Genomic DNA, 23,529 nt, shown 5'->3' with positions numbered 1-23,529 from the left:
AAATAACAGCCAACAGGCGAGGGAAGCGAATTTGGCGAACCGTGCCGTTCCAGCGCCAGACCAGTACGAACGCGTCATGATCCTTGATTCCGAGACCAAGGCCGTCGAACTCCCGGAAGATCACGGCAACGAGCTGCGGCTCTGGCTTCGGCTCCTGACCTGCACCACGCTGATCGAGGGCGAGGTCCGCAGCCGGCTGCGCGAGCATTTCGACGTCACGTTGCCGCGCTTCGACCTGATGGCTCAGCTCGACAAGGTTCCGGAAGGCATGACCCTTTCGGATGTCTCCAAGCGGATGATGGTCAGCAATGGCAATGTCACGGGTCTGGTCGAGCGCCTCGTCGAATCCGGTCACCTCGACCGGCGAACGTCGGACACCGACCGGCGGGTCCAGGTTATCAGGCTGACCAAGGCCGGCCGCGCCGAGTTTCGCAGGATGGCGGGCGAACACGAGACCTGGATTGCGGATATTTTTTCCGATCTTTCGCCAAAGGACGTTCGCGAATTGATGCGGCTGCTCGCCAAGACCAAGGCTTCCGCGCAGAAGTCTGCGCAAAAGAGGGTTTGAGACGCCTTGGGTGGCATCGACTACGAGGCCGAATACAACAACCGGGCGCGGGTTCCCGAACACCCGGCGGTGATGGCGGGGTGGGTGAGGGACGCGGCCGCCTGGCGCGGGAGCCATCCGCCGCGTTCCATCCCCTATGGCCCCGGCCCGCGCAACGCGATCGATTTCTTTGAAGGCGATGGCAAAGGGCACATCGTCGTTTTCATCCATGGCGGGTACTGGCAGGCGCTCGACAGTTCGTCCTTCAGCCACCTCGCACGCGGGCTGAACGCTCATGGCATCAGCGTCGCCATCCCGAGCTACGATCTGTGCCCCAATGTCACGGTCGAGCAGATCATCGTCGAGATGCGGATGGCATCGCGCGTGCTGGCACGGCTTTCGGAGCGCCTTGTGATCAGCGGCCACTCGGCCGGCGGGCATTTGGCGGCCTGCATGCTGGCAACCGACTGGAAAGCGTTCGATGCCCGGCTGCCTTCCAATCTCGTGACCGCGGCTTATGCAATATCCGGCCTGTTCGAACTTGCGCCGCTTATCGGCACCTCCATCAACCGGCCATTGGGTCTTGATGAAGCCGCCGCAAGAGCTGCGAGCCCGTTTTTCTTTCAACCGCCGGCGCGGGGAAGCCTGGATGCGGTCGTGGGCGAGGCGGAGAGTGGTGAATATTTCCGGCAAAGCCGGGCCATTGTCGAGCGGTGGGGACAGGCCGGGATTCCGACGCGGTTCGGAACCGTTGCCGGCGCCAACCATTTCACGGCGATCGCCCCGCTCGCCGAGCCGAATTCGCCGATGGTCTCGCGTCTGAGCGAACTGGCAGCGCGGTAGAAAACCTCTGGATCGGGCTTGATCGGGCTATTGCGCCCAATTATTTTAAGTATAAAATGTTTTGGTCATTCCGGGAGGGCGCGCAAGCACCAGAACCGAAAATGCCTATATTCCGGATTCGAAGTATCGGCATCGCTTTCGGAATGACCGCAGCCCGTCATCCTGAAAAGGAAGGACCGGACATGTCAGGTGGAACATCCAGCCTCATCACACCGTTTGGCCCATCGGGTCACGTCGATGATTTCACGCGGCGAAACCTGCCGCCGTTCGAGCAATGGCCGGCGTTGCCTCTTAACCGGTCGGAATTCCAATATCCCGAATATCTCAACGCTGCGGTCGAACTCACCGACCGCATTGTCGAGAAGGGGTTGGGCGATCGCATCGCGCTGATCGGCAACGGTCGCCAGCGCACCTACAAGGAACTTGCCGACTGGTCGAACCGCCTGGCGCATGCGCTGGTGGAGAATTACGGCGTCAAGCCCGGCAACCGTATCCTGATCCGCTCCGGCAATAATCCGGCCCTGGTCGCGGCGTGGCTTGCCGCCACCAAGGCGGGCGCGGTCGTCGTCAACACCATGCCGTTGCTTCGCGCCGGCGAACTCGCCAAGATCGTCGACAAGGCCGAGATTGCGCTGGGGCTGACCGATAGCCGCATCGCCGATGAACTGGTGGCGTGCGCCAAGACCAGCCGCTTCCTCAAGCAGGTCATCAATTTCGATGGCACGTCAAACCATGACGCGGAACTCGACCGCGTGGCACTCAACAAGCCGGTGAAATTCGATGCAATCAAAACCGGCCGCGATGATGTCGCCCTGCTCGGATTCACGTCCGGAACCACCGGCGAGCCCAAGGCGACCATGCATTTTCACCGCGATCTGCTGATCATCGCCGATGGTTATGCAAGGGAAGTGCTTCGGGTGACGCCCGATGATGTTTTCGTCGGCTCGCCGCCGCTTGCCTTTACGTTCGGCCTCGGTGGGCTTGCGATCTTCCCGTTGCGCTTCGGCGCGACCGCCACGCTTCTGGAAAATGCGGCGCCAAGCGAGATGATCAAGATCATCGAGACCTACAAGGCCACGATCTGCTTTACCTCGCCGACCGCCTACCGCGCGATGATGACGGCGATGGATCAGGGTGCCGATCTGTCGTCGCTGCGTCTTGCGGTTTCGGCAGGTGAAACCTTGCCGGCGCCGGTGTTCGAAAGCTGGACCCGCAAGACGGGCAAAACGATCCTTGACGGCATCGGCAGCACGGAATTGCTGCACATCTTCATTACCAACCGCGCCGAAGATGCCGCGGCCGGAACGACCGGTCGGCCGGTGACCGGCTACGAGGCAAGGATTGTCGATGAGGAGATGAAGGAAGTAGCGCCCGGAACGGTCGGAAAACTCGCGGTTCGTGGGCCTACCGGCTGCCGTTATCTCGCGGACCCAAGGCAGTCGAATTATGTCCGCGATGGCTGGAACCTGACCGGTGATTCCTTTGTTCGCGATGCGAGCGGCCGCTTCTCGTTCGTGGCACGATCGGACGACATGATCATTTCGTCCGGTTACAATATCGCCGGCCCCGAAGTCGAGGCGGCGCTGCTGAAACATCCTTCCGTGGCCGAATGCGGCGTGGTCGGCGTGCCGGACGAAGCCCGCGGCATGGTCGTCAAGGCGTATGTGGTGGTGATGCCCGGCATCGCCGCTGACGCAGCGCTCACGACCGAGTTGCAGGACCACGTCAAGCGCGAGATCGCCCCGTATAAATATCCGCGCGCGATCGAATACGTCGCGCAACTGCCCAAAACCCAAACCGGAAAATTGCAGCGATTTGCCTTGCGGCAGATGGCCCGGGACAGCGCCGCATCTTCCGGCATCGCCGCCGAATGAAGTGAAGGAGAAAGTTCCGTGAGTCCGCCGAAAGGTCCCACCCTTGTCGTCCGCCCGAATACAAAGGAGCAGGCGACGCCGCCAGGCCCTGAAGTCCTGCAGCCGAGCGGCTGGCCGGCGCCGAAAGGCTACGCCAACGGCATGGCTGCCGATGGCCGCCTTGTCGTGACCGGCGGGGTTATCGGCTGGAACGAGCAGGGTCACTTGCCTGCCGATTTCGTCAGCCAGGTCCGTCAGACCCTGAGCAACATTTCGGCCATTCTTGCCGAAGGCGGCGCCCGGCCCGACCACCTCGTGCGTCTGACGTGGTACGTCGTCGACATGGAAGAATATCTCGCCAGCCTGAAGGCGCTGGGGCAAATCTATCGCGAAATTTTCGGTTCGCATTATCCCGCCATGGCGTTGATCCAGGTCGTGCGCCTGGTTGAAGAGGCTGCAAAGGTCGAAATCGAGGCGACGGCCGTGGTGCCGCGCTGATCGCAGCTTTCTGCCCGACTGCTTGCGGCGGCGCTTGCCGCGGCTGCAAAGTTCATGACCTTCGGGGGGTGATCTGCTAATATTTCAAGCGAGCGACAGCCTGTCTCTGAAAAACGGAAGCGGGACATGAAGCGACGCGACTTGCTCGCCGCTTTTGGCGGGATGGCGGTGTGGCCGCTTGCCGCAAACGCTCAGCAACCGCGCCAGGTCATCGGGTTTCTCCATCAGGGCTCGCTGCCACAGCCAGCATGGACGGCAGCCTTTCGAAAGGGCCTGGTCGAGGCGGGCCTCAGCGATGGGCTGACCATTCCAATCGAGGATCGCGCGGCTGATGGCCAGTACGACCGGCTGCCGGCACTGGCGGCGGACCTGGTCAACCGTCAGGTCAGCATCATAGCCGCTGACTTTCTGCCCGCCGCTCTGGCGGCGAAAGCGGCAACCGAGAGGATCCCGATCGTTTTCCTGATCGGAAGCGATCCGATCGGGTCTGGTCTCGTGTCGAGCGTCAATCGTCCGACCGGCAACGTCACGGGCGTCGCCTTCATGTTCACTCGACTGGGAGCCAAGAACCTGGAACTGTTGCGGGAGCTTGTGCCCAACGCCTCTTCGATTGCTGCGCTCATCAATCCGAGCAATCCCAATTCGGGGCCGCAGTTGAAGGATCTGCAGGCCGCCGCGAGTACGCTTGGAATAAATATCGAGACTGTCGGGGCCAGCAACGATGAGGAAATAGAAAGCGTATTCACTTCTCTGCCGCAACGCGGGATCAGCGCCCTTCTTGTCACCGCCGACGGTTTTCTGATTAGTCGCCGGGATCGGCTGGTTGCGCTGGCTGCCAGCGAGAAGATCCTCACCATTTACCCCATGCGTCAATATGCCGACGCGGGAGGACTGATGAGCTATGGCGCCAATCTTCCGGCCGGATTTCACGAATGCGGCATTTACGTGGGAAAGGTCCTCAAAGGCGCCAAGCCTGCCGACCTCCCGGTGCTGCAGCCTTCGACGTATGAGTTCGTCATCAACCTCAAGACCGCGAAAACTCTCGGTCTCGAGCTACCCGCGAAATTGATTGCGCTCGCCGACGAGGTAATCGAATAACTGCGATCAGCTTGCCTTGGCATGGTCTTCATCTCCCGGAGGATCCAGGTACATTCCGGATATGGCGTCCACCCAGCAGAGATGATCGTGAACTTTCTTCACGCCCGTGATGTTCTCCGCCGCGACGATTGCGGCCTGGCGCGCGCGTTCTTCGGTGATGACGCCGGAAAGATGCACGATTCCATCGCGCACGACGACGGAAAGGCCGAACGGGCACCATTCCTGTTTCGAGAGCGTGTCGATCACCCGATTGCGAATGTGATCGTCGTCAGCGGTGGGATCTGGGAAATCTTTTCCAAGGCTCGCCACCGCCTGCAGCAGGTTGGAACGTGAAACGATGCCGACGATCTTGTCGTCGCGTATCACCGGCAGTCGCTTGATATTGTTTCTCTCCATCAGATCGACGATTCTTTCCAGTTCCGCATCTTCGCTGACTGTCACAAGCGGCTCGGTGGTCATGACCGCAGAAACCTTGCGGCCGTGCTCCTGCACGAAGTCGGAAGCCGCCCGGCCGGGACCAAGGATGAATTTCAGGAAGCGGCCGCGTCTGCGCTGCGTGCCGATTTCGCTGCGGCGAATGAAGTCGCCCTCGGAAAGCATGCCGACCAGCTTGCTCGCGGCGTCCACGACAGGAAGGCCGCTGACGTGCTTTCGCAGCATGATGTTGGCGGCCTCGACAATCGTGGTGTCAGGCGTAACGGTGATGACCGGACGGGTCATGATTTGATGGGCGCGCATGAAGAGCTCCGGCGGAATGAAGAATCGATTGATGTCGTGGGAAAGATTAGTCTCGTCGGCGCGTGGCGATTTGACACAGGTCAAGCGCGCACTTCTCATCGGCTTGATGCAGCTCAATGTTCGGCCGTCGATGACCACGTATCATGTAGAAAGCATAGATCGGAGGCTGTCATGGTGGAGCTTTCAATGCTGGATACTCATGCTGCCGCGATCGATCCGTTGAGCGCGACTGATGCGGCTGCGCGATTTGCCAACGCAAACAAGAATGCGCTGGAATTCATGTTCGGCGCGCAGAAGATACTGCTCGAAGAGATCGTGTTCGCCGGCAATGAAATGTTCGATCGGGCGCGAACCGAGACGCATCTGTTGTCCGAATTCGTTTCGAAGGTGGCGGAATCGCACTCGGTCAGGGATCTCAGCACAATGTTTGAGGAATGCAGCCGGCACCAGATCGACTTTTTGCGCCGCGACAGCGAGCGCCTGTTCAGACATGGTCAGCGAATGCTCGAAAACGCATCGAATTTGTTCGCCAACCGGCCGCGGCCGTGAGTCTTCCGACTCTCTGGATCGCCATCGATTCACCCCCGCGAGAGATTGAATGAGTGCCATGCAGCCGATTTCGACTTTGCCGCAGGCGCAAGCCGCGCGTTTGCCTGCCGCCCCTGCCGAGGTGCGCGAGGAGGACCACCGCGCCGACCTCAGGGCTTGAGCACCGCGGCGCCGAGAATTTGTCCGTTCCGCAGCTTGTTCAGGACATCGTTGGCCTCAGCGAGCGGAAACGAAGTGGTCCGGGTCCGGATTCCGACCTTCGGTGCGATGTTCAGGAAATCGATGCCGTCCTGGCGCGTGAGATTGGCAACCGATACGAGCTGCCGTTCTTGCCAGAGCAGATGGTAGGGAAAGCTCGGAATATCGCTCATGTGAATACCCGCGCAGACCACCCGGCCGCCCTTGCGCACTGCGCGCAGCGCCGCCGGCACCAATTCTCCCGCCGGGGCATAGATGATAGCGGCATCGAGAGATGCATCGGGAAGCTCATCCGACGCGCCAGCCCACGTTGCTCCCAACTGCCGCGCAAAATCCTGCGCCGCGCGGTCGCCGCGTCGGGTGAACGCGTAGACGCCGCGACCTTGCCAGAGTGCGACTTGCGCGACGATGTGTCCGGCCGCCCCGAAGCCGTAGATGCCCAGTCGCTTCGCGTCTTGGGTCATCACCAGTGAGCGCCAGCCGATCAGCCCGGCGCAAAGCAGCGGTGCGATCGCGACATCGTCGCCCTGCTCGCCAAGCGGAAAGGCATAGCGCGCGTCGGCGACGACATGCGTGGCGAAGCCGCCGTCCCGCGTATAGCCGGTGAAAAGCGGCCGATCGCAAAGATTTTCCATCCCGTCCTTGCAGAAGCGGCAGACGCCGCAGGTATGGCCGAGCCACGGAACTCCGACGCGGTCGCCGACACGGTGGGTAATGACGTTCCGCCCGAGCACCTCGACGCGGCCGACAATTTCGTGGCCGGGGATCACGGGGTACCTGATATGCGGCAACTCGCCATCGACGACGTGAAGGTCAGTCCGGCAAACGCCGCAAGCGCTCACGCGCACGCGGATCTCTCCGCCACCAGGAAGAGGATCGGCGCGCTCCTGCAATTGCAGGGCTGCGCCCGGCGCTGGCAAAACCATCGCGTGCATCCGTGCTTCTCCCAGCAGCCGACGGCGGCAAAAAGCATTGGGTAGGTATAGCAGGCCCGTCAGCGGGTTTTTGACCTCAATCAAGGCAGATCCGCAGGAAAGTGATCGGCAATGGGAAAGCCGTGCCTTCTCGGCCGGAATACTGCTCCATCAAGAATCAATCATGAAGACAGTCTTGTGAAGTCCTGCCGGGCAAACTGGCACGCGCGTCCTTTTGACCGAGATCAATACCGCCTTCCGGCAATACCCTACCTTAATGGCGAAGGAGAACGCCTATGGCGATCAAGGATATTTTCTTGCCACTGGTCGGCGAGCCCAACGCGGCGGCGATTGCCGCCATCGAGAAGTGCGTGGCGGTTGCCGGAGATTTCAGTGCGCGTGTCGTCGCACTTGCCGTGGAGGAGGAGATTCCCCGTCGACCAGAGGTCGTGATCTCGCCCGACATCGAGAATGCGCAAGCTGTCGCGGCGGAGCGCAGCGTGCCGGATGCGCGTGGGTTGTTGAAGGCATTCGAGGCTGCGGCGAGCCGCTTTTCCGTTCGCAACGAACAGCGAATCAGCCGGCTCGCGCCGGCCGAGGTCCTTGCGAATATTGCTGCGTCCGCGCGGCTGGTGGATTTGTCGATGATGGCGGTCAAATCGCATGACAGCCGATCCGAGAAGCTTGTCGAGCGGCTCATCTTTGAATCGGGTCGGCCGATCCTGATGTGTCCGGTAGAAATTGCCAGCGAGTTGCCGGTCGTTTTCGACCGGGTGGCGATCGCCTGGGATCACACCGCGCCCGCTGCGCGCGCCGTTGCCGATGCGCTGCCATTGCTTGAGGACGCCGCCGACGTGCGCATCATCACGGCAACCGACGCCAAGACAAAGGCCGAGATCGAATCAGGTGCTGCGCTTGCGCGCCATCTCGCGGAACATGAAGTCAACGCGACCTTCGAGGCGATCAAGATCGACGGCAGCTCGGTCGGAAAGGTGTTCGAGGCCTATGTGAAGAAGAATGCGATCGACCTCCTGGTCATGGGAGCCTATCGCCATTCGCGGTTGAACGAAACCATCTGGGGCGGTGCTACCAAAACCGTCATCGGGCGGCCGCCCTGCTGGGTGATGATGTCGCATTAACGCGCGATTTCGAAAAATCCTTAAGAGCGCGCTGATCGCATGAACATCCTTTGAAATCCGCTGGGTCCCGAAACACCGATGTCGACTTATCGCCTGAAGAATCTGCTTGCGCCGCGTTCGCTTGCACTGGTCGGGGCAAGTCCGCGCCAGGGTTCCGTCGGCCGCTCCGTCTTGCGCAACATTCTGGGTGGCAAATTCAAAGGCCAATTCGGCCTTGTGAATACGCGCTATGCCGAGGTCGATGGCATCGCCACGGTCCCCGCCCTGGGCAAATTGCCGTTCGTTCCGGAACTCGTGGTGATCACTGCCCCGGCCGCGGTGGTCCCCGGCCTGATCGAGGAGGCCGGAAAACTCGGCTCGGCCGGAGCCGTCATCATCGCGGCCGCGCTCGGCCGCGGCACGGGTTCGCTCGCGGAGGCTACCGAGGCGGCGGCGCGCAAATACGGCATGAGGCTGATCGGGCCGAATTGTCTCGGCATCATGATGCCAAACGCCGATCTCAACGCCAGTTTCGCGGCGCATACGCCGGCTGCGGGAAATCTGGCGCTGATCTCGCAGTCCGGCGCGATTGCCACAGGCATGGTCGATTGGGCCGCGCAGCGCGCGGTGGGTTTCTCCGGCATCATTTCCATCGGAGACCAGCTTGATGTCGATATCGCCGATCTCCTCGATTACTTCGCGCTTGACGGCGCAACCCGCGCTATCCTGCTCTATGTCGAGGCGATCAAGAATGCCCGCAAATTCATGTCGGCGGCGCGCGCCGCGGCCAGGGTCAAGCCGGTCGTCGTCGTCAAGTCCGGCCGCCTGGCGCAGGGTGCCAAGGCGGCGGCAACGCACACCGGCGCGCTCGCCGGCTCGGACGCAGTCTACGAAGCCGCCTTTCGCCGCGCCGGCATCTTGCGGGTTCTCGACCTTCGCGAATTGTTCGACTGCGCCGAGACGCTTGGGCGCGTCGGCTCACCTTCGGGAAAGCGGCTTGCCATCCTGACCAATGGCGGCGGCATCGGTGTGCTCGCCATCGATCGGCTTTCCGAACTGGGTGGAACTCCCGCACCGATGACACCCCCGGCCCGCGCGAAGCTCGACGCAGTCCTGCCGCCGACATGGTCGGGGTCGAATCCGGTCGATATCGTCGGTGATGCGGATCCGGCGCGCTACGCGGCGGCGCTGGAAGTTTTGCTCGACGATCCAGATAACGATGCCATTCTGGTCATGAACGTTCAAACCGCGATCGCGAGCACCAACGACATCGCAACCACCGTGATCGATGTGGTCGGGAAACATCGCGAGCGCCGCCGCAACGCGGCCAAGCCCGTGCTCGCGGCGTGGATCGGCGCGGAGGAAAAAATCGCCGACAAGCTGAGCGGCGCCCTTATCCCCAATTACCCAACAGAAGACGATGCGATCCGCGGCTTCATGCATCTGGTTCGTCATCGCGAGGTGCTGACGCTGCTGACGCAGGTACCGCCTGCCATGCCAACTGATTTTGTGCCGGCTATCGAGGCGGCACGAGCCATCATTGCCGCGGCGCTTGCAGATGGCCGACATTGGCTCGAGCCGGTCGAGATCGGCCGGCTGCTCGAGGCCTATGGCATTGCTATGGTGCCGACCTATGCGGCCGCCGATGCAGGGCAAGCCGTCGCTCACGCCTCGCGTCTGTTCGCCCAAGGCGCGACCGTGGTGCTCAAGATCATGTCACGCGATATCGTTCACAAGTCCGATGTCGGCGGCGTGGTACTCAACCTCACGACAGCGGACGCGGTGCGCGCATCCGCCTCCGAGATCATCGCGCGGGCCAACGCGCTTCGCCCTGAGGCGCGAGTTGCCGGGGTCATCGTGCAGGCGATGGTGGTACGGCCCAAGGCGCGCGAATTAATCCTTGGTCTTGCCGACGACCCGACCTTCGGCACCGTCGTCGTGTTCGGCAGAGGCGGTACCGCGGTCGAGATCATCAACGACAAGGCCCTGACGCTGCCGCCGCTCGATCTGCAGCTGGCGCGGAGCCTCGTTGCGCGAACCCGCGTTTCGCGGCTGCTGCGCGGCTATCGGAACGTGCCTGCGGTCAAGCAGGATGAGGTGGAGATGGTACTGGTCAAGATCGCGCAGATGGCCGCTGACATTCCTGAAATTCGCGAGCTGGACATCAATCCGCTGCTCGCCGACGAGAATGGCGTGATGGCGGTCGATGCACGGGTCGCGGTCGGAAAGGTGGAACGGAAGTTCGCCGGTTCAGGGCCTGCCAATTTCGCCGTCCGGCCCTATCCGTCGCAATGGCAGCGGCGTATCGAGGTCAAGGACGGCCGGCGCGTCCTCGTGCGCCCGATCAGGCCCGAGGACGAACCACTGATTCATGAATTCCTGCGCCACGTCACGCTCGAGGACCTGCGGCTCCGCTTCTTTGTCCCGATGAAGCAATTTTCCCACGAATTCATTGCGCGGCTGACCCAGCTCGATTACGCCCGCGCCATGGCCTTCGTCGCCTTCGACGAACCCGGCAAGGAAATGGTCGGCGTGGTGCGTATTCATTCGGACTCGATCTACGAGAATGGCGAATACGCGATCCTGCTCCGCTCCGACCTCAAGGGCAGGGGGCTCGGCTGGGCGTTGATGCAACTGATCATCGAATACGCGCGCTCCGAAGGCCTCAAAATGATCTCCGGCGAAGTGCTTCAGGAAAATACGGTCATGCTGGAGATGTGCCGGAACCTCGGTTTCGAGATCAGGACCGATGCGGTCGATCACAGCCTTTGCGAGGTAAGCCTCAAATTGTGAGGAAGCAGCGGGTCGTGTCGCAATCGATTTGCGTAGACCGCGCCGGGCCGCTCCCGGGCTTTGAGGCAGGTCAATCCGCACGCCGCCGCCGACGCATAGATATGTCCTAGGGCATCCAGAGGAAATACAAATCGTGAGTTCTCCCCCACTGCTAACGGCCACTGCATCGGACGACGGGCTTGAATTGCGGCCAAGCGGAGCTTGGACGGCGGCCAATGCGGCCGCCCTTGAGGTTCTGTCCAATTCGGTCAGCGAGAAGATCGAGCAGGCGAAGGCGCTGAAGCTCGACATGGCGGGCTTGCGCGAACTCGATACGCTCGGGGCATGGCTGCTCGAGAAGATATCGCGGCGCGCAAGCGTCTCCGGCCACGCGGCCAGCATCGTCGGTGTTGCCGACAATTTCGCCGGTCTGATCGAGGAAATCCATCAGGTCAACCGCCGCAACCCGGCGCCGCCGCCTGCCTCAAATCCGGTTGTGGTGAAACTGAACGACATTGGCCGCGCCACGCTGGGCGCGAGGGAAGACGTCAGCGCGTTCCTGGGAATGCTCGGCTCGCTTTTTCTTGCCCTTGGCGGCGTGCTGCGTCGGCCGCGATCGCTGCGGATGACGTCGCTGGTATATCAACTCTACAGGGTGGGCTTCCAGGCGATCCCGATCATGGTGCTCATCACTTTCCTGATCGGCGCGATCATCGCACAGCAGGGGTTCTTCCACTTTCGCAGGTTCGGCGCCGATTCCTATGTGGTCGACATGGTCGGCATCCTGGTTTTGCGCGAACTCGGCGTCCTGATCGTTGCGATCATGGTGGCGGGGCGTTCGGGAAGCGCCTACACCGCCGAACTCGGTTCGATGAAGATGCGCGAGGAAATTGATGCTCTCTCCACCATGGGGCTTGATCCCGTCGAAGTTTTGATCCTGCCGCGCATCATTGCGCTCGTTATCGCGCTGCCGATCCTCAGCTTCATCGGTTCGATGGCCGCGCTCTATGGCGGCGGACTGGTGGCGCAATTCTACGGCGACATGGCGCCTGCGATCTACATCGCGCGCCTGCACGATGCGGTGTCGGTTACGAGTTTCAAGGTCGGCATCATCAAGGCGCCGTTCATGGCACTCGCAATCGGCATCATTGCCTGCAGCGATGGATTGCGCGTGAGGGGAAGCGCCGAGTCGCTCGGCAAGCAAACAACGACATCGGTGGTGAAATCGATATTCCTGGTGATCGTTCTCGATGGCCTGTTTGCCGTGTTCTTCGCATCGATCGGAATGTGACGAATGCACGAGGAAGTGCCGCAATTCGCGATACGGGTGAAGGATCTGGTGGTCGGCTTCGGGCGGCAGATCGTGATCGATCGCCTGTCGCTCGACGTGCGCCGCGGTGAGATTCTCGGACTGGTCGGCGCGTCCGGCGGCGGCAAGACCGTGTTGATGCGCACCATCATCGGGCTCGTTCCGCCTCGAAGCGGAGAGATCGAGGTCATGGGCGCGGAGATTGGCCAGGACGGTGAACGCAGCACCCGGAGGGCCGCCGAAAAATGGGGCATTCTGTTTCAGCAGGGCGCGCTGTTTTCGTCTCTTACCGTGCGCCAGAACGTCCAGTTTCCGTTGCGCGAAAATCTTGAGCTTTCGCAGACACTGATGGACGAGATCGCCACCGCCAAGCTCGAAATGGTGGGCTTAAGGCCGGAAGACGGCGACAAGTTTCCTGCCGAATTGTCCGGCGGCATGACCAAGCGCGTGGCGTTGGCGCGTGCACTCGCGCTGGATCCGGCGATCGTGTTCCTCGACGAGCCAACCTCGGGACTGGACCCGATCGCTGCCGGCGATTTCGACGCTCTGATCAAAACCCTGCAAAAAACGCTTGGACTGACGGTGTTCATGGTGACCCACGATCTCGCCAGCCTCAATATCGTTTGCGATCGCGTCGCGGCGCTGGCGGATGGCAAAATCGTCGCGATCGGGACCATGCATGAGCTTCTTCAATCCGCCCATCCATGGGTGCGAGCCTATTTCCACGGCAAGCGCTCGGAGATGCTGCAACCCAAAGCGAGCTGAAACAGATGGAAACCCGTGCTCCCTTCGTCATTGTCGGCGCCTTCGTGCTCGCGACCATCGTCGCCGTATTCGGCTTCGTATACTGGCTCAACAACACCGGCGGACTTGGCTCGCGCACGAGCTATCACGTGCAGTTCGATGGCTCCGTGCCGGGGCTTTTGGTCGGCGCCGGCGTGCTGTTCAACGGAATCCGGGTCGGGGAGGTGACTGAGCTTGCGCTTGCACCCGATAACCCCCGCCGCGTCGATGCGACGATCTCGGTAGCTTCAACCACGCCGGTGCGCCCCGACACGAGGGTCGGTCTCGAATTCCTGGGCCTGACCGGTGTGCCCGTGATCGCGCTCGAAGGCGGCACGCAGCTTTCGAATTCCGGCGAGGTGCCGACGCTCATCGCCGAGCCCGGAGCGGGCTTGAGCATGACGCAGGCCGCACGGGACGCGTTGCGCAAAGTCGATTCCGTGCTCGGCGAAAACTCCGAACCGCTGAAGGACACCATCGCCAACTTCAAGATTTTCTCCGAAGGACTCGCCCGAAACACCGGCAAGCTCGACAGCATCGTTGCCGGCATCGAAAAGATGACTGGTGGCGGCACGGCGCAGCAAAAGCTCACTTATGACCTGCGGGCGGCCCAAGGCTTTGCGGCGCCCGTCAAGGCTATCAAGGGCCAATTGGCGCTTCCCGAACCAAGCGCGGTGGCGATGCTCGAGACGCAGCGGATGCTGTTCTCGCCGGTCAGGGGATATCCCGATTTTGCGGAGTTTGTCTGGGCCGACAGCATTCCGAAACTGCTTCAGGCGAGATTGATCGAGAGTTTCGAGAACTACGACATCGCTCACGCGCCGTTGCGCGCGGCGGATGTCGGCCAGGCGGATTTCCAGCTCTTGATCGACGTCAGGCGTTTTCAGATTGAAACTGATTCGCAGCCAGCGGCCCGGATCGCCCTGTCGGCGAGGATTCTCGACAAGAACGGCAAGGTCATCGCATCGCGTTTGTTCGAGCAGAGCGAGAAGTTCGACAAGCTCGAGCCCCAGGCAGCGGTTTCGGCCTTCAACGAAGCGTTCGACCGCTTGGCGAAGGATTTCGTCACCTGGACCGTCCAGACACTCTAGGAACTACTCTCACTCGAGCGTTTTCAAGTACGAAAGCAGATCGTGGATCTGATCGGGGGTGAGCTCGAAGGCCGGCATCTCGGCGTGTCCGGTATAGATCCCCTCGGCGAGTGCCTCGCCCAGCGACTCGATGGGATATCGCAGATGCAGCGTCCGAAACGGCGGCGCGATTTGAAGCGGGCTTTCGCCGGTGCGATCGATGGCATGGCATCGCGCGCAATGTGACTGCGCATAGAGTTTGCCGCGCTGTTCGGCAGGCGACGCGGCCGAGGCGCTCGTCGTGGCGATTAGCGCAACGAGCGCCTGGCGCAGAATAAAATCGAGCATCGCAAATCCACTGCTTGAGATTGAAACGAGACGTTGTGAACGGTTTCCTTGATATTTGGCCAAAGCCACAAGTTATTTGATCTGCGTCAACCGGAATGCGGGAAAACAGCTTGGATATCGAACTATCTGGACTGCCCATTCGGGAACGATGATTACGATGGCTGAAGAATGATCGCTCATGCCTTAAGGGGGATTTTCCGATGCCGTTCGATGCCGCGGTGATGGGCACGGTCGTGCTCGTCATATTTGTTGTGTTTGCGGGTGGGATTGCCTGGGCTATCAGACACGGCCGGAACGTCTTAAAAGACGCTGACATAGCGTAACGTTGCTTGCCACGCCGCTGGTCGTCGCCGCAATGCGGCGAGCAGCGTCGTTTTTCGGCCATAGACCGAAGCAGGCGCCAGCGCGAAGAATAAATTTTAACTCCCTGTTAAGGCTGGCAGCACTTCCGCTTAAGGGTCTATTCCGGTCGCACCGCTCCGCGGAAGCATTCGGAAGCCGCTCCAAATCCTTGTTTTCACAAGGTCTTTTTCCGCTCCGGGAGGACAGGCACGGTTGCCATCGATCTTCATATGCTCTGTCCAATATGATGTTACGCTGGTGCGTCGGCAGCTGTATCGTGTCGGCGGAGAATTTATTGGCGTGGCTGAGAACAGAATTGGTGAAGCTCGGCATTTCCCGAGCAGCAAATTGGCGGTGCTGCGCAAGCATCCGATTTTTCGCGATCTTGATTCCGCAGCATTCGATCAGCTTTGCCGCTATGCCAAGCATGCCACCCTCAAGCGCGGCGCCACCATTTTTTCCAAGGGCGATCCCGGCAACAGCCTCGTTGCGGTGATCAGCGGCACCGTGAAGATATCAATCTCCTCGCCTGATGGCCGCAGCGCGATTCTGAACCTGATCGGGCCCGGCGAGATTTTCGGCGAGGTCGCCGTACTCGACGGCCAGGCCCGCACGGCAGATGCCACCGCAAACACCAATTGCGAGATTTTCATCATCGACCGCCGCGAATTTCTGCCATTCGTGCGGAGCCAGCCGCCGCTGGCAATGAAGTTCATCGAACTGCTTTGTGCAAGGCTGCGCTGGACCAGCGACCAGGTCGAACAGGTCATTCTTCAGGATCTGCCGGGGAGGGTCGCCAGCGCGCTCATTCGCCTGACCGAACGGCACAAGCCCGCGCAAGGAGATCGCACGATTGCGGTCACCCAGCAGGAGCTCAGCGAGATGGTCGGCATGACGCGCGAGAGCATCAACAAGCAACTGCGCGCCTGGGCTGCGCGCAATTGGGTTCGGCTTGAACACGGCGCCATCGTCGTGCTGGACGTCGCTTCGCTCCAGGAACTTGCGGGAAGTGGAACCGAAGAAAGTTAATGCGCATTTGCGGTCGCCGATGTGAAGCAGTTCACATGGGGTCGGGCGTCCTTGAGCTAGACAGGCATGAGATACATCCGCCTTGTGGAGGCATCCATGCATTCCCGGTTCGACAGGTCGCGTAAAAAGGAAGACGGGTTCTTCGACAAGTGGGGCTTCGGATTTGTGGTCTTGCCGTTCCTGCTCGCGATTGCGATGATCGTTCTTTCTGTCATTCAGCCCATCAATTCCAACTGGATAGCGGAGAGCGTGCAGGCGGAGCTCGCCGGCAAAAGTCCGACTTCGGCCGATACGCCGACGCAGAGCCAAAAACCCGCAACACAAACGCGCACCGTCAGCGCCAAGTAGGCCGCCCGGCAAAGGCCTCGGCCTTCAGAGATAACCGGCGCCGGCTTCGACTGCGAAGCGGCCCGGATCGCCTTCCCACACGATCCGGGCGTGCTCCAGCACATAGACGCGGTCGGCGTGCGGGAGCGCGAATGTTACGTTCTGCTCGCCGAGCAGCACGGTAATCTGCGTGGTCTGCCGCAGCCGTTCGAGCGCCTTCGACAATTGTTCGAGGATGACCGGCGCGAGCCCGAGCGTCGGTTCGTCCAGGATCAGGATTTTTGGCTGCATCATCAGCGCGCGGCCGATCGCCAGCATCTGTTGCTCGCCGCCGGAGAGCGTCTGCGCCATCTGGCTCTGGCGCTCCTTCAGGATCGGGAACAGCTCGAACAACCACGCAAGCTGCTTCTCCCTGTCTTCATCGCTCAAGTGCTGACCGCCGAGGTCGAGATTCTCGCGCACGCTCATTTCGCCGAACAGTTCGCGCGATTCCGGGCACTGCACGATGCCGGTGCGGGCGATGCGCGCGGGACTGGTGCCGCGCAGCTTTTCGCCGTCGCGCAGGATTTCGCCGCTGTAGGGCAAAAAGCCGGAGATCGCGTTGAACAGCGTGGTCTTGCCGGCGCCGTTGAGTCCCACCACCGAGACGAATTCTCCCTGATGGACGTGAATCGACACGTTTTCCAGCGCCTGGGCCTTGCCGTAGAACACGCTGACATTCTCGACCTGCAGAAACGGGACCCTGTCCTTGAAGCTGGTCTCGGGGCGGGCCGACGTCTCGATCGCGCCTCCAAGATAAACCCGCCGCACGGTCTCGTTGCGCATCACCTCGTCGGCACGGCCAGTGACGATTTCCTCGCCGAGATACATCGCCAGCACCCGATCGACCAGCGCCGCCACGCTCTTGACGTTGTGATCAACGAGAAGCACTGCTCGACCCTCGTCGCGAAAACTGCGGATGAGCTCGGAAAAGGTGCCGACTTCGGCGAGCGTCAGCCCGGCGAACGGTTCGTCCACCAGCACCACCTTGGGGTCCCTGGCGATGGCCTTGGCGAGCTCGAGCCGGCGCAAGTCGGCGAAGGGCAGGGTCGGCGGCCGCCGGTTCATCACCGCGCCGAGGCCAACGCGATTGGCGATCCATTCGGCGCGCTCGGTCAGCGTCTTGTCGGCAAAGAACATCAAGAGGCTGTCAGGCAGCAGCGCGACCATGATGTTCTCGAGCACGGTCTGCCGGTTCAGCGGCCGCGAATGCTGGAACACCATGCCAAAGCCCTTGCGCGCGATCTTGTGCGCAGGAAGGCCGGCAACGTTCTCGCCGCGAAAGATCACTTCGCCGGCGCTCGGGCGCTCGATTCCCATGATCGCCTTCATCGCCGTCGACTTGCCTGAACCGTTCGGGCCGATCAGGCCGAAAATCTCGCCGCCACACAGATCGAGATTGAGGTTCTTGACCGCGGTAAGGCCGCCAAACCGTTTGGTGAGTCCGCGGACTTCGAGAACCGGCGGGTTGTTGGTGGCCGTATCCATCACTAGAGCTCCGATTCCGAAGTTCGCAAGCTTTCGCGGCGGCCTCTGATGCGAACTTCGGAATCAAAGGAGCTCTAGCAAATATAAGCCAAGTGCTGCTTTGAACTTGAGTTCCTGTAATGAGGTTGTAGCGGGCATTGATAGGAACTTCAAATTCGCCGCACTAACGCGCCTCCCGTGACAGGGCCGCTCCGAGGAAGCCGCCGGGGAAGAACAACACGACGAGCAGGGCGACTGCAGAGACGATGAAGGTTGCAAGCTCGCCGGTCGGTCTTAGGAATTCGCCGGCGACGATCAGGAAGATGGCACCGAGTGCTGCGCCCAGCACCGTGCGGCGTCCGCCGAGCACGGCGGCGACGATCACGTTCACGCCGACGGCGACATCGACGACGGTGCCGACCGAGGCGGTGCCGAAATAGAACACCAAAAGCGCACCGGAGAGGCCTGAGAAGAAGGCGCTGACGACAAAGGCCGCGAGCTTGTGCTTGACGATGTTGAAGCCGAGCGCGCCCGCCTGCACCGGGTCCTGACCGCTTGCTTGCAGCACCAGCCCGATCGGCGACTGCGACAAGCCGTAAAGGATGATGGCGCTGATGGTCATGAAGCCGAGCGCGATCCAGTAGTTGACGCCGGCGTCGATTGAAATCACGTCGGGAATGGTCAGTCCGATCTCACCGCCGGTGAGATCGGCGAACACCACGACGAAATTCTGCAGCATCAATACCGCAACCAGCGTGGTCAACCCGAAATAGGGACCGCGGACCCGCAAAGCCGGAAGCGCCAGGACGAAGCCGGCGATCACGGAGGCGAGCGCGCCCAGCAGGATACACAGATAGACCGACCAGCCATACTGGTTGTTGAGAATGCCGGCTGTATAGGCGCCGACCCCGATCAGGAAGGTCGGGCCGAAATTCACTTCGCCTGCAAATCCGAACAACAGGTCCCATGCCATCGCGAACACGCCGAAATAATAGGCGACCGTCAAAAGGCCGAGCACGTAGCCGGAGACGTAAAGCGGCAGTGTCGCGGCGATGATGACGACCGCGAGTGAAACGAAGAACAGCCGCGATTTGAAGAAGTCGAGCATGTTTCAACGCCTCCCGAGCAGGCCTTGCGGCCGCACATACATCACGGCGACCAGGAGCAGGAGCGCTGGAATTGTGCGGTAGGCCGGCGAGATCAGATAGGCGGTAATCGTTTCGAGATAACCGACCACAAAGGCTGCGATCAATGAGCCGGACACGCTGCCCAGCCCGCCGAGCACCACGATCGAAAACGCGCTCGCAGTCAGCGGTCCGACGCTGTAGGAACTCACGCCGAGGAACATGCCGAGCAGCACGCCGGCGATGCCGGCAAGGATGCCGTAAATCGCCCAGACCACGATATAGATGTTGCGAAGCTCAAGCCCGAGCAGGGTGACGCCGCGCGGATTCATCGAGGCCGCAAGCACGGCCTTGCCGGTACGGGTGCGGTTCACGAGCAGCCATAGCATCGCGATCACGAGCCAGCAGACGATCGCCGTAAAGATTTCGTTTCGCGGCGTCCTGACGCCGAGGATGTCGACCACGCCCTCGACGATCGGCAGAACCGTCTTGGCGTTGTTGGTGAAGAAATACGCGATCAACTCCTGAATCATGATCCCCCACAGCAACGTGCCGGTGAGAACGAAGATTTCCTTCTCCTCGTTTGGGATTCGTGTCGATTTCTGAATCGGCTGCACCACCGCGAAGTAGGTGGCAAAGGCTGCTACCAGCGCTACCGCCACCCCGATCAGCGCGCCGGCATAGGTGCCGGCGTGAAACACGCTGGCTGCGGCCCATGCGGCCACCGCCGCCAGCACCATGATGGCGCCATGCGACAGATTGAGCACGCCGGAAACGCCGAATATGAGGGTAAACCCGGTTGCTCCGAGCGCATACAGCGCGCTGACAGCGAAACCGTCGATCAGGATCTGGAGCGCAAGCATTTATATCGGCCGCGGCAGCACCGCTGCCTTGTTGATGAAATATGCAATCATGAAAATGCTCCCGGGCAATCTCCCGGGAGCACATCATGCGGTATCAGTTCGATGTGACCTTGATGAAGCTTGGAAACTTCAACGTGGCCTTGGCGATTTCCGGCGGCCAGACCGCGACCTGCACGCCATTCTGCCACTGCAGCATCAAGCCGGTGATAAGGCCTTTGCCGTATTTGAGCGAATGGGTGAACTGATCGTCCTTGCCGTAGAACTGGACGCGGCCGATGGTGCCGACCCAGTCGGTCTTTTCCAGCGCGTCGACCAGCTTGTCGGCTTCCGTCGAGCCCGCGCGCTTCACGGCATCGGCAATGTAATAGACTTCGTCATAAGCGGTGTAGCCGCAATAGGAGGGATAGTTGCCGAATTTTGCCTTGAAGGCCTGGGTGAACGGCACGCTCTTTTCCGTCACCGGAACGTTCGGTCCGGAGACACCCTGATAGAGCACGCCTTCGGAAGCCTCGTTGGTGTCCTTGCCGAAGGTGGAGTTGGTCGCCTGCGACGAGATGCCGAACATCGGGATCGGAACCTGCTGGTTCTTCCATTGCACCGTCGGCTGCACGCCGACATGCGAGATGCCGGTGATCATCACGTCGGGTTTTGCGGCCTCGATCTTGTTGAAGATCGGCGTGAAGTCGGTGGTGTCGGGCGAGAAGCGAATGTGATCGAGCACCTTCAGGCCGATCTTGGGCAAGCACTCCTCGTAACCGACGTCGAGCGGCTTGGTCCAGGCGGCGTCCTCGCTCATGATAACCGCAGACTTCATGTGCTTCTGGTCGACCAATAGCTCCTTGGCGGCGTCGCAGACCGATTGCGCAAGCGCCGCAGAGGTCAGGTAGCCGTGGAACGTGTATTTGTTCCTCTCATAATCATTGTGGACGCTCTTGCTGATCTCGTTCGACGCGGCGCCGGGCGTGATGAAAGGCGTCTTCAGACGCGAAGCCCAGGGTTCGAGCGCGAGCACCACTTCGCTGATGTAGCTCGCGATGACGATGTTGACCTTGTCCTCATTGACCGCGCGCTGGAACGCGCGAACCGAATCCGCCGAAGAGGAATGGTTGTCGTAGGTGATGATCTCGATCTTGCGGCCATCGACCCCGCCCTTGGCGTTGATTTCGTCGGCGGCCATCTGTGCGGCCTGGGGGATCGACGCGCCGGCGATCGCCTGGGCTTCGGCGATGACGCCGATCTTGATCGGGTCAGCGGCCATGGCCTGGGCGGACATCGCAAACAGGCCCAGGGCTGTCGCTCCGAGAAGCCCCGGCAATGACCGGAAAAATGGCGGTCGGAATGCTTTCTTCATGACGTTTCTCTCCACTGAATTAGTTATTGTAGCTCTGCCCGCGTCCTCAGCAAGCGCAACCCCCGAGGACTTCTTCGCTACGACGAAACCGGGCAGGTGAGTACGATCTTGGCATTCACTTGTGAAGGCCGAAAATCGGCCAACGGCCTCATATTCATTGCAACGTTAAGAGGCGAACGAGATCCTGAAAGAAGTCCGCGGAACCGATTGGAAACGTGGAATTTTTCCGTGTCCATTCAAAGGATTACGCGGGGGTCAAATTGCCGTCCCGCCTTCATCCGATCAAAAGGGCTCGGAAAAATGCAAGGACGAAGGATTTCGCTTCGCTCCCGATATCTAACAACGCACGCACGTCCGGCGCGTTGCAGAACGCCAGTCTCATACGAAGGTCTAGAGCCGGTCGCTTGGGGGATGTTGCGTCTCATTCCTCGATGATCGCAACCGCCCGCGTCCAGCCCGCCGAGGCGCGCTCGATCTTGACCGGGAAGCATGACACGGTGAAGCCGGTCGACGGCAGGAGTTCCAGATTGTGCAGCTTCTCGATGTGGCAATAGCCGATATGCCGTCCGGCCTTGTGGCCTTCCCAGATCAGGCTCGCATCGCCGGTTTCCGCGAATTTCTTCGCGGTGTAAACGAAGGGCGCGTCCCAACTCCAGCCGTCGATGCCGGTCAGCCGCACGCCGCGCTCGAGCAGGTACATCGTCGCCTCATAGCCCATGCCGCAGCCGGAATTGACGAAATCGGGTCGGCCGTATTTAGCGCCGGCGCTGGTATTGACCACGACGATTTCCAGCGGCGAAAGCGTGTGGCCAATGCGCTTGAGCTCGGTCTCGACGTCGTTGGCGGTGACGACATAGCCGTCAGGAAAGTGGCGGAAGTCGAGCTTGACCGCCGGCTGCAGGCACCACTCCAGCGGCACCTCGTCGATGGTCCATGCGCGCTCGCCGCGATTCATGGTCGGGTGGTAGTGGTAGGGCGCGTCGAGATGGGTGCCGTTGTGGGTTGACAGTTGCACAGTCTCCATCGCCCATGCCTGTCCATCCGGCAGGTCTTCGGCCTTGAGGCCTTTGAAGAAGCCGAGCATGCGCGGCAGGCTCTGCTGGTGATCGAAATACTGAATGTGCGGATTGATGCCGGGCGGGTCGGCCGGCACGTCATTTTGCAGCGGCACGGAAATGTCGATCAGTCTTCGCGCCATGGCGCTTCCCTCTCGTTTTCACTTTATCTTTGAGTAGACAATTCTGACTATTCGCCCCGGTTTCCCCGCGGAACCTGCGGAGTACCGCGAATTCGGTCCGTCGCGCGGATAAAGGCCCGAAAGACGCGCGTCAGGCGAGTTTCATCAGTTTGAGTGCGGCCAGACCGTTCGGGCCGTAGGGATTGCCGAGGCTTTCGCACATCTCGAAATGGTTGAAATCCGGTGCTTCGATCAGTTCGACGGGCTTGCCGGCGTCCTTCAGGGCCGCAGCGAAGTCGCGGCTCTGGCGCTGGAACTCGGGCGTCTCGTAGGTGCCACAGGTGACGGTGATCGGCGCACGCAGCATGTCGATGTGCCGTATCGAACTCAAGGATTGCTCCATATCGTCGTCGAACCTGATGTAGGCGCTGCGCGCCGAGAGCCGTACCGGTTTCAAATCGTAGATGCCGCTCATCAAGAGGCCGCCCGTGATCATGTCGGGTGGCAACGCGAAATCCTTTTGCCAGTCGGTCACGAGCGCGACACCGCAGAGGTGGCCGCCGGACGAGTGGCCGCCGATGTAGAAGCGTTTGGTGTCGCCGGAAAAACTGGCGGCATTTTTGTAAACCCAGGCGATTCCGCGGCGCACCTGCTCGGCCATCGGCCTGATATCGCCTTTCGCAGCCTCCACCTGGATGAAGTCGAGCGCGATGTAGTTCACGCCGGCGTTGACGAAAAGGTCGGCCGGAAAGCCGTAATTCCTGGCACTGCCCCGAAGCCATCGGCCGCCATGGATAAATACGAAGATCGGAGCGTTCGACGATTTTGCCGGATAGAGGTCGAGGCCCTCGATCGGCGTCGGCCCGTAGGCCAGCCGCTTCGGCGCGCCAAGCCGCGAGCGCGTCGTCTCGCTCGCAGAGGCATAGCGTTTCAGGATCTGGTCGATCATCGGCGCGTAGGTGGATTGATCATAGGCCGCATCGAGTTCGACCTGGTCCATCTCCATCCAGACCTTCGGTCCCTTTTCGTGAGGGGACGGCCCGATCCGACAATCCTCGGCCGAAGCGGGCGTTGCGGCCACGGCGGCCGCCGTGCCGAGCAGGGATCGGCGCGAGATCAGGCCACCATGGCTTTGCTTGCTATCGGGCATGCTTCCTCAAGTTCTGATTGTT

22 protein-coding genes are annotated in these 23,529 nt (G+C 61.1%); 13 read left to right on the top strand and 9 right to left on the bottom strand.

Features of this window, described 5'->3' with window-relative positions:
• The first annotated feature begins 76 nt into the window (after positions 1 to 76).
• From VNX23_RS04245 to VNX23_RS04225, 5 genes are all read left to right on the top strand, one after another.
• The gene (locus VNX23_RS04245) at positions 77 to 568 is read left to right on the top strand and encodes a MarR family winged helix-turn-helix transcriptional regulator (protein ID WP_325627929.1); all 492 of its coding nucleotides are present in this window, start codon (positions 77 to 79) and stop codon (positions 566 to 568) included.
• 6 nt (positions 569 to 574) lie between these two features.
• Positions 575 to 1,390: an alpha/beta hydrolase gene (locus tag VNX23_RS04240; protein ID WP_325627928.1), complete on the top strand. Its 816-nt coding sequence runs from the start codon at positions 575 to 577 to the stop codon at positions 1,388 to 1,390.
• A 182-nt stretch (positions 1,391 to 1,572) separates the two neighbouring features.
• Positions 1,573 to 3,264 (top strand): benzoate-CoA ligase family protein, encoded by a 1,692-nt coding sequence (locus tag VNX23_RS04235; protein ID WP_325627927.1) that lies wholly within the window; start codon positions 1,573 to 1,575, stop codon positions 3,262 to 3,264.
• 18 nt (positions 3,265 to 3,282) lie between these two features.
• Complete coding sequence (locus VNX23_RS04230; protein WP_325627926.1) at positions 3,283 to 3,741, top strand: RidA family protein; 459 nt, start codon at positions 3,283 to 3,285, stop codon at positions 3,739 to 3,741.
• Between the two features lie 126 nt (positions 3,742 to 3,867).
• Positions 3,868 to 4,839, top strand: coding sequence for an ABC transporter substrate-binding protein (locus VNX23_RS04225; RefSeq protein ID WP_325627925.1), 972 nt, complete (start codon positions 3,868 to 3,870; stop codon positions 4,837 to 4,839).
• Between the two features lie 6 nt (positions 4,840 to 4,845).
• On the opposite strand, the gene VNX23_RS04220 is transcribed toward VNX23_RS04225, so the two are convergent.
• Positions 4,846 to 5,577 (bottom strand): CBS domain-containing protein, encoded by a 732-nt coding sequence (locus VNX23_RS04220; protein ID WP_325627924.1) that lies wholly within the window; start codon positions 5,575 to 5,577, stop codon positions 4,846 to 4,848.
• Positions 5,578 to 5,748: 171 nt separating this feature from the next.
• Between VNX23_RS04220 and VNX23_RS04215 the strand changes: the two genes are divergently transcribed.
• Positions 5,749 to 6,126: a hypothetical protein gene (locus VNX23_RS04215; protein WP_325627923.1), complete on the top strand. Its 378-nt coding sequence runs from the start codon at positions 5,749 to 5,751 to the stop codon at positions 6,124 to 6,126.
• 149 nt (positions 6,127 to 6,275) lie between these two features.
• Here the strand turns inward: VNX23_RS04215 and VNX23_RS04210 are convergent, their stop codons facing one another.
• Complete coding sequence (locus tag VNX23_RS04210) at positions 6,276 to 7,259, bottom strand: zinc-dependent alcohol dehydrogenase family protein (RefSeq protein WP_325627922.1); 984 nt, start codon at positions 7,257 to 7,259, stop codon at positions 6,276 to 6,278.
• A 275-nt stretch (positions 7,260 to 7,534) separates the two neighbouring features.
• On the opposite strand from VNX23_RS04210, the gene VNX23_RS04205 reads away from it, so the two are divergent.
• From VNX23_RS04205 to VNX23_RS04185, 5 genes are all read left to right on the top strand, one after another.
• Entirely contained in the window at positions 7,535 to 8,377 is an 843-nt protein-coding gene (locus VNX23_RS04205) for a universal stress protein (RefSeq protein ID WP_325627921.1), read from the top strand.
• A gap of 78 nt (positions 8,378 to 8,455) precedes the next feature.
• Positions 8,456 to 11,149 carry a bifunctional acetate--CoA ligase family protein/GNAT family N-acetyltransferase gene (locus VNX23_RS04200; protein ID WP_325627920.1) on the top strand — a complete coding sequence of 898 codons (2,694 nt, stop codon included), beginning with the start codon at positions 8,456 to 8,458 and terminating at the stop codon, positions 11,147 to 11,149.
• A gap of 133 nt (positions 11,150 to 11,282) precedes the next feature.
• Positions 11,283 to 12,419 carry an ABC transporter permease gene (locus VNX23_RS04195; protein ID WP_325627919.1) on the top strand — a complete coding sequence of 379 codons (1,137 nt, stop codon included), beginning with the start codon at positions 11,283 to 11,285 and terminating at the stop codon, positions 12,417 to 12,419.
• 3 nt (positions 12,420 to 12,422) lie between these two features.
• Positions 12,423 to 13,202: an ABC transporter ATP-binding protein gene (locus VNX23_RS04190; RefSeq protein WP_325627918.1), complete on the top strand. Its 780-nt coding sequence runs from the start codon at positions 12,423 to 12,425 to the stop codon at positions 13,200 to 13,202.
• A gap of 5 nt (positions 13,203 to 13,207) precedes the next feature.
• Positions 13,208 to 14,311, top strand: coding sequence for an ABC-type transport auxiliary lipoprotein family protein (locus tag VNX23_RS04185; protein WP_325627917.1), 1,104 nt, complete (start codon positions 13,208 to 13,210; stop codon positions 14,309 to 14,311).
• A gap of 9 nt (positions 14,312 to 14,320) precedes the next feature.
• Here the strand turns inward: VNX23_RS04185 and VNX23_RS04180 are convergent, their stop codons facing one another.
• The gene (locus VNX23_RS04180; RefSeq protein ID WP_325627916.1) at positions 14,321 to 14,638 is read right to left on the bottom strand and encodes a cytochrome c; all 318 of its coding nucleotides are present in this window, start codon (positions 14,636 to 14,638) and stop codon (positions 14,321 to 14,323) included.
• A gap of 642 nt (positions 14,639 to 15,280) precedes the next feature.
• Between VNX23_RS04180 and VNX23_RS04175 the strand changes: the two genes are divergently transcribed.
• The gene (locus VNX23_RS04175) at positions 15,281 to 16,009 is read left to right on the top strand and encodes a Crp/Fnr family transcriptional regulator (protein ID WP_325627915.1); all 729 of its coding nucleotides are present in this window, start codon (positions 15,281 to 15,283) and stop codon (positions 16,007 to 16,009) included.
• A gap of 96 nt (positions 16,010 to 16,105) precedes the next feature.
• Positions 16,106 to 16,357: a hypothetical protein gene (locus tag VNX23_RS04170; protein ID WP_325627914.1), complete on the top strand. Its 252-nt coding sequence runs from the start codon at positions 16,106 to 16,108 to the stop codon at positions 16,355 to 16,357.
• A 24-nt stretch (positions 16,358 to 16,381) separates the two neighbouring features.
• Here VNX23_RS04170 and VNX23_RS04165 read toward each other — a convergent pair whose 3' ends face one another.
• From VNX23_RS04165 to VNX23_RS04140, 6 genes are all read right to left on the bottom strand, one after another.
• On the bottom strand, positions 16,382 to 17,863 hold the full coding sequence (locus VNX23_RS04165; RefSeq protein ID WP_325627953.1) for an ATP-binding cassette domain-containing protein: 1,482 nt from the start codon (positions 17,861 to 17,863) through the stop codon (positions 16,382 to 16,384).
• A gap of 163 nt (positions 17,864 to 18,026) precedes the next feature.
• Positions 18,027 to 18,950 carry a branched-chain amino acid ABC transporter permease gene (locus tag VNX23_RS04160; RefSeq protein ID WP_325627913.1) on the bottom strand — a complete coding sequence of 308 codons (924 nt, stop codon included), beginning with the start codon at positions 18,948 to 18,950 and terminating at the stop codon, positions 18,027 to 18,029.
• 3 nt (positions 18,951 to 18,953) lie between these two features.
• Positions 18,954 to 19,829 carry a branched-chain amino acid ABC transporter permease gene (locus VNX23_RS04155; protein ID WP_325627912.1) on the bottom strand — a complete coding sequence of 292 codons (876 nt, stop codon included), beginning with the start codon at positions 19,827 to 19,829 and terminating at the stop codon, positions 18,954 to 18,956.
• Between the two features lie 94 nt (positions 19,830 to 19,923).
• Positions 19,924 to 21,102, bottom strand: a complete 1,179-nt coding sequence (locus tag VNX23_RS04150; RefSeq protein ID WP_325627952.1) for an ABC transporter substrate-binding protein — start codon at positions 21,100 to 21,102, stop codon at positions 19,924 to 19,926.
• Positions 21,103 to 21,601: 499 nt separating this feature from the next.
• Entirely contained in the window at positions 21,602 to 22,378 is a 777-nt protein-coding gene (locus tag VNX23_RS04145) for a cyclase family protein (protein WP_325627911.1), read from the bottom strand.
• A 130-nt stretch (positions 22,379 to 22,508) separates the two neighbouring features.
• Complete coding sequence (locus VNX23_RS04140) at positions 22,509 to 23,507, bottom strand: alpha/beta hydrolase (protein ID WP_325627910.1); 999 nt, start codon at positions 23,505 to 23,507, stop codon at positions 22,509 to 22,511.
• Between the last annotated feature and the right edge of the window lie 22 nt (positions 23,508 to 23,529).

Source organism: Bradyrhizobium sp., from assembly GCF_035570375.1.
Lineage (GTDB): Bacteria > Pseudomonadota > Alphaproteobacteria > Rhizobiales > Xanthobacteraceae > Bradyrhizobium.
Note: the sequence above shows the minus strand (reverse complement) of the source record. Positions and strands in the feature narration are given on the sequence as shown.